Annotated in this window: 5 protein-coding genes; 3 read left to right on the forward strand and 2 right to left on the reverse strand. The window is 74.9% G+C overall.

Annotation, left to right across the window (positions count from 1 at the left end; genetic code table 11):
- The first annotated feature begins 29 nt into the window (after nucleotides 1-29).
- A complete protein-coding gene (locus tag AB0G32_RS15890) occupies nucleotides 30-2,303 on the forward strand; it encodes a hypothetical protein (protein WP_361162879.1) in 2,274 nt (757 codons plus the stop codon).
- A 94-nt stretch (nucleotides 2,304-2,397) separates the two neighbouring features.
- On the opposite strand, the gene AB0G32_RS15895 is transcribed toward AB0G32_RS15890, so the two are convergent.
- Nucleotides 2,398-3,264 (reverse strand): transglutaminase-like domain-containing protein, encoded by an 867-nt coding sequence (locus AB0G32_RS15895; protein WP_361162881.1) that lies wholly within the window; start codon nucleotides 3,262-3,264, stop codon nucleotides 2,398-2,400.
- A gap of 88 nt (nucleotides 3,265-3,352) precedes the next feature.
- Nucleotides 3,353-4,354: a GNAT family N-acetyltransferase gene (locus AB0G32_RS15900; RefSeq protein ID WP_361162883.1), complete on the reverse strand. Its 1,002-nt coding sequence runs from the start codon at nucleotides 4,352-4,354 to the stop codon at nucleotides 3,353-3,355.
- 141 nt (nucleotides 4,355-4,495) lie between these two features.
- Here AB0G32_RS15900 and fdxA point away from each other — a divergent pair, with 141 nt between their 5' ends.
- Together fdxA and AB0G32_RS15910 are read left to right on the forward strand one after the other, a co-directional pair.
- Complete coding sequence (fdxA, locus tag AB0G32_RS15905) at nucleotides 4,496-4,816, forward strand: ferredoxin (RefSeq protein WP_003973842.1); 321 nt, start codon at nucleotides 4,496-4,498, stop codon at nucleotides 4,814-4,816.
- 110 nt (nucleotides 4,817-4,926) lie between these two features.
- Nucleotides 4,927-6,021 (forward strand): bifunctional succinyldiaminopimelate transaminase/glutamate-prephenate aminotransferase, encoded by a 1,095-nt coding sequence (locus AB0G32_RS15910; protein WP_361162885.1) that lies wholly within the window; start codon nucleotides 4,927-4,929, stop codon nucleotides 6,019-6,021.
- Nucleotides 6,022-6,096 lie beyond the last annotated feature (75 nt).

The raw sequence follows: 6,096 nt of genomic DNA on the forward strand, positions 1-6,096 counted from the left end.
GGCGGCGGAGCCAACCAGGAGAACCTGCCTTGAGTCGTGAAACTGACACTCCGTCGTCCGGACCTCACGGGCGCGGCTCAGCCGCGTACCCGTCGGGCACCCCGCCCTACGGGACGCCGACGGGCCCCGACGCCGGTGCGGACACGGGACGTTCGGCCGCCCGGCCGGACGAGCGCAAGACCGAGACGACGCTGACCACCCGGATCCGGATCAACATCCCCGGATCGCGGCCGATCCCGCCCGTGGTGGTGCGCAAGCCGGTCGGTGACGCCGAGGACGGCGCGGTCGAGCCGGAGGCCGAGGCGCCGGCGCCGCAGGCGCCCACGCCGGCCGCACCGGCCCCCGCCGAGCCCGCCCGGCCGGCCGGGGACAAGCCGACCAGTGACTGGTTCGCGCCCCGCAAGTCGGCGGCGGCCAAGGGCGGTCAGCCGGCCGATGGCCCCAAGGGGACTGGCCTGCCCGGCGGTACGGGCACGGGTGCCGGGGCTGCTCCCAGTACCGGCAGGCCGGGTGGCGTGGTCGGGTCGATGAGCGCGCCGGGTGGCTCCCGGTCGGGTCCCACGGGCGGTGCCGGGGCGACCGGCGGGCCCGTCGCGCCCGGACACGGCGGCGGTACCGGTTCCTTCGACGTGACCGAGGCACTGGCGGCCGGCCCGCTGGGCGACGGCTCCCGCCCGGGCGCCGGACCGGAGCCGCGCCGCGACGACCTGCCGTTCTTCACCGAGCCCGAGCCCGGGAGCGGCGGCGGTACCGGTTTCGGCGACCAGGGTCCCGCGGGCCCGACGAGCGGGCCGGTCACCGGTGACGGTCCGCTGACCGCACCGACAGTCCCGGCCGGACCGGGCGCCCCGGGCGCCCCGGGCGGCTTCGGCGGCTTGGGCTCACCCACGGGCCCCGCCGGCCCCACGGCCCCCGCCGGTCCCACGGCCCCCAACGGCCCCACGGGCCCTGGCGGCCCCGGCGCCCCGAGTGCCATGGGCAGCGCCGGGATAATGGGCGGTCTGGGCGCGACCAGCGGCGCCGGTGCCCACGCGGCCCCGGACACCGGATCGATCCCCCGCGTCCCGGGCACCCCGGGCGCCCCCGGCGCCGGACTCGGCGGCGGGCTCAGCGACGACACCGCGATCCTCACCCCGCAGACGCCGGCCCCCGAACCCCCGGGCGGCGTCCCCTTCGGCAACCGGGACAACGTCTCCGGCAACACCGTCACCAGCGGCATCCCGGTCGTCCCCGGCGACCGCTCGGTACCGTTCCACAGCGGTGCCCCCGCCGGCGGCCCGTCGGCACCCACGCCCCAGGCCCGCCCGGAACCCGCCGCCCCGGCCGCGCCGGCCGCCGCCAAGCCCGCGGCGGCCAAGAAGAAGGGCCGCCGCAAGCTCCCCCTGCTGGTCGGCGCCGTGATCGTGGTCGGCGGTCTGGTCTACGGCGCCGGGCTGCTGATGAACCACTCCGACGTGCCCAAGGGCACCACCGTGCTCGGCGTCGACATCGGCGGCGGCACCCGGGACGACGCCGTCGAGAAGCTCGACGACACCTTCAAGGACCGGGTCGACAAGGCGCTGAAGCTCACCGTCGACGGCGAGACCGTCTCGCTCAAGCCGGACCAGGCGGGGCTCCAGTTCGACACCCAGGCCACGGTCGACATCGCGGCCCAGAGCGACTACAACCCGGTCACCGTGATCGCCGCGCTCTTCGGCAACCAGCGCGTCGTCAATCCCGTGATGCCGGTCGACGAGGAGAAGCTGCACGCCGCGCTGGAGGACGCGGCGGGCGGCTCCGGCTCGCTGTCCGAGGGCGGCGTCGAGTTCAAGTCCGGCAAGGCGGTGGCCGTCTACCCGAAGGCGGGCCAGGGCATCGACGCGGACAAGTCGGCCGACGCGGTCGCCGAGGCGTACCGCACCCAGGTCGGGACCGGTTCCTCCGGCGCGGTGAAGGTACCCACCACCGCCAAGCAGCCCGAGGTCAGCAAGGCCGAGGTCGACCGGGAGATGAAGGAGTTCGCCGAGCCGGCCATGTCGGCCAACGTGGTCGTGCAGACCGACGCGGCGCACACCATCGAGATGTCCCCGCAGAACTCCCTGTGGAAGTTCCTCCGGGTCACCGCCGTCAGCGGCAAGCTGGTCGACAAGCCCGACCTGGACGCGCTCCAGGAGCTCTACGGCCAGACCTTCGACGGCGTCCTGATCACCCGCGCCAACGGCAAGAAGACCGCGGTCACCCCGGAGGACGTCTACGTCGCCCTCCGCCAGGCCCTGCTGAGCACCAGCAACCGCGTGGCGGTCATCGACACCGACCCGAGCTGAGCGCCCGTAAGCAGCGCGGGGGCCTGCGCGAGCGACCACGGACAACCCGCACTCGCGCAGGACCCCGCACCTCGCACGGCGACTGGGCGCACGCTCAGTTCAACAGCGCCCGAGCCGCCAACGCCTCCCCCCGCACCCGCTCCCCGGCCGCCCCGTCCACCGCCCCCACGATCTCCGCGTACGCCTCCAGCTCCGCCGCCCCGTCGACGAAGTCCCCCCGCTGCACCAGCAGCCGCGCCCGCTCGTAGCGCAGCCGCGCCGGATGGGCCGGCAGCAGCAGCGACAGCTCCACCGCCCACAGCGACACGTCCGACCGCTCGGGCCGGGCCGCCGCCCACGCCCGGATGTTGTTCAGGACGCGCAGCACCACGTCGAGCGGATCGGCCGGCACCAGCATCGACGCCCGCAACGGCGCCCCCGTCGCCCCGGCCACCAGCAGCTCCGCGTCCGTCCCGGACAGCACCCGCCCCCCGTCGAACGGATCGGCGAGCACCAGCTCCCGGGCCCCTTCGCCGGCCCCGGCGCCGAACCCGACGACGAAGTGCCCCGGCAGCGCCACCCCGCGCACCGGCGCCCCGGCCCGGCGCGCCACCTCCAGCCACACCACCGACAGCAGGATCGGCAGCCCGCGCCGCCGCACCAAGACCTGGTGCAGCAGCGACGACTCCAGCCGCCGGTAGTCCGCGGCCGCCCCGCGGAACCCGTACCCCGCGCCGAGCAGTTCGCGCAGCGCCACCGCCCAGGCGTGCGGCCCGCCGGGCCGGAACGGCAGCTGCCCGGCCAGCCGGTCCAGTTCCAGCTGCGCGGCGTCGATGCCCGCCTCGTCCAGCGACCCGTCCGCCACCGCGCCCAGCAGCAGACAGAGCGCGGCCAGGTCGGGCCGCTCGGAGCGGGCCTCCGCGGCGAACCGGCGGCGCAGGCCGGCGGCGCGTTCCGGGGACGGGGGACGGGGGGAACACATAGCTGGCTCGTGCCCTTTCACAGCGATCGGATACCAGGACCCGCCGAAGGTCCGCCCAAGGCCCGCCGACGGCCCGCCGACGGTCCGCTCAGACACCTTCCGGCGCCCGGTAGTGGTGATAGGCGTGGTGCGCGCCGAAGCCGAGTCCGGTGTACATCGCCCGGGCGCCGGCGTTGTCCGTCTCGACCTGCAGCCAGGCCGCCGACGCGCCCTCCTCCAGCGCCCGCCGGGCCAGCGCGGCCATCACCTCGCCGGCCAGCCCCCGGCGCCGTAGCGCCGGGTCCACCTCGACGGCCGCGAATCCGGCCCAGCGGCCGTCCACCACGCACCGCCCGATCGCGGCCGGCGCCCCGCCGTCCGCACCGGGCACGGCGGCGAACCACACCGAGGGGCCCCCGCCCAGCACCCGCAGCGCCACCTCGCTCACCCCCTTGCGCTGGTAGCGCGCCAGCCACCCCGCGTCGGCGGTCCGGGACAGCCCGACCCGCGCGCCCGCCGTCCGGTCGGCGACCGGCGCCAGACTCCCGGTCCACACCTCGGCGGTGACCTCCCGGGTCCAGCCGCGCTGCTCCAGCTCCGCGCAGAGCAGCTCCTGCGTACCCGCGGCCCCGGTCGCGGTCTGGATGTACGCGGGCAGCCCGCGCGCGGCGTACCAGCGCCGTACGGCGGCCAGCGCGTCGTCGAGCGGGCGGCCGGGATCGCCCAGCGGGAGCACCGAGTTGGCCCGCTTGGTGAAGCCGGCGGCGGCCCGCAGCTCCCACTCGCCGAGCCGCTCGCTCTCCACCGGCCGCCAGCCCCGGGAGGAGACCCGGGCCAGCTCCGGGTAGGAGGCGGCCGGACCGCGGCGGCGGGCCGGAGCGGAAGGCACCACTTTCCCGGCTACCAGCGAGGATTCCCCGATCCGGACGGTTTCGCCGCGCTTCGTTGTGATCAGCAGCACACCGTCGTCCCAGGATGTGAGAACGCCGACCGTGTCGGTGAACTTCGCGCCCGGCGCGCCGTCTTCCGTCAACTGCCGTACCGAGACCCGTTTGCCCACGTCAGCGCTGGTGATACGGACTGCCAGACGCCCGGCGCCAGAGATTTCCACGGGTCGGTTCACCCCTCCTGTTCGGATCATGCCCAGGAACGGAGATACTAGAGGCGGGCATCGACGACGCCGCGCTCCCGCGCGCCAGGCGGCGGAGCCTGAGGAGGCCCGCCAGCGCCCGTATCGAGGAGGAACGACAGCGTGACCTACGTCATCGCGCAGCCTTGTGTCGACGTCAAGGACAAGGCGTGTATCGAGGAGTGCCCGGTCGACTGCATCTACGAGGGCCAGCGGTCCTTGTACATCCACCCGGACGAATGCGTCGACTGTGGTGCCTGTGAGCCGGTCTGCCCGGTCGAGGCGATCTTCTACGAGGACGACACTCCGGAGGAGTGGAAGGACTACTACAAGGCGAACGTCGAGTTCTTCGACGAGCTCGGCTCGCCCGGCGGCGCCAGCAAGCTGGGTCTGATCGAGCGCGACCACCCCTTCGTCGCCGCGCTGCCGCCGCAGAACCAGTAGGCGGCGGTCCGCACAGCCGCGCCGCCTCGGTCCCGTACGGCCTGATCGTCCCCGATCGGCGCCGGACGGGACCGAGGCGTTTGCCGTACGACGAAAGTGAGCCAGTAACCGTGTCCGCAGTATCCGACCGCTTGCCGACCTTCCCCTGGGACAAGCTGGAGCCGTACCGGAAGACGGCCGCCGGGCACCCGGACGGCATCGTCGACCTCTCCGTCGGCACCCCGGTCGACCCGGTCCCCGAGCTGATCCAGAAGGCCCTGATCGACGCGGCCGACTCCCCGGGCTACCCGACCGTCTGGGGCACCCCGGCACTGCGCGACGCGCTCACCGGCTGGGTGGCCCGCCGCCTCGGCGCCCGGGACGTCACCCACCGCCACGTGCTGCCGATCGTCGGCTCCAAGGAACTCGTCGCCTGGCTCCCCACCCAGCTGGGCCTGGGCCCCGGCGACAAGGTGGCCTTCCCGCGCCTGGCCTACCCGACCTACGAGGTCGGCGCCCGGCTGGCCCGCGCCGAGTACGTCGCCTACGACGACCCGACCGAGCTGGACCCGACCGGCCTGAAGCTGCTCTGGCTGAACTCGCCGTCCAACCCGACCGGACGGGTGCTGTCCAAGGCGGACCTGACCCGGATCGTCGGCTGGGCCCGGGAACACGGCGTGCTGATCTGCTCCGACGAGTGCTACCTGGAGCTGGGCTGGGAGGCCGACCCGGTCTCGGTGCTGCACCCGGACGTCAACGGCGGCTCGTACGACGGTCTGGTCGCCGTGCACTCCCTGTCCAAGCGCTCCAACCTGGCCGGCTACCGCGCCGCCTTCCTGGCCGGCGACCCGGCGGTGCTCGGGCCCCTGCTGGAGATCCGCAAGCACGGCGGCATGATGACGTCCGCGCCGACCCAGGCGGCCGTGGTGGCCGCCCTCGGCGACGACGAGCACGTCCGGATCCAGCGCGAGCGGTACACGGCCCGCCGCACCGCCCTGCGCGCGGCGCTGCTCGGGCACGGCTTCCGCGTCGAGCACAGCGAGGCCGGCCTCTACCTGTGGGCCACCCGGGACGAGTCCTGCTGGGACACCGTGGCGCACCTGGCCGGCCTGGGCATCCTGGTCGCGCCGGGCGACTTCTACGGCCCGGCGGGCGACCGTTTCGTCCGGGTGGCCCTGACCGCGACGGACGAACGGGTCCGGGCGGCGGTGGCCCGGCTGACCTGACCGGGCACATCGGAAATGGCCGCGGGGCCCGGGGGCGCCTACCCCGGCCCCGCGGCCCATTACGATACGGGGATC

The sequence above is a fragment of the Streptomyces sp. NPDC023723 genome (genome assembly GCF_040639815.1).
Taxonomy (GTDB): Bacteria; Actinomycetota; Actinomycetes; order Streptomycetales; family Streptomycetaceae; genus Streptomyces.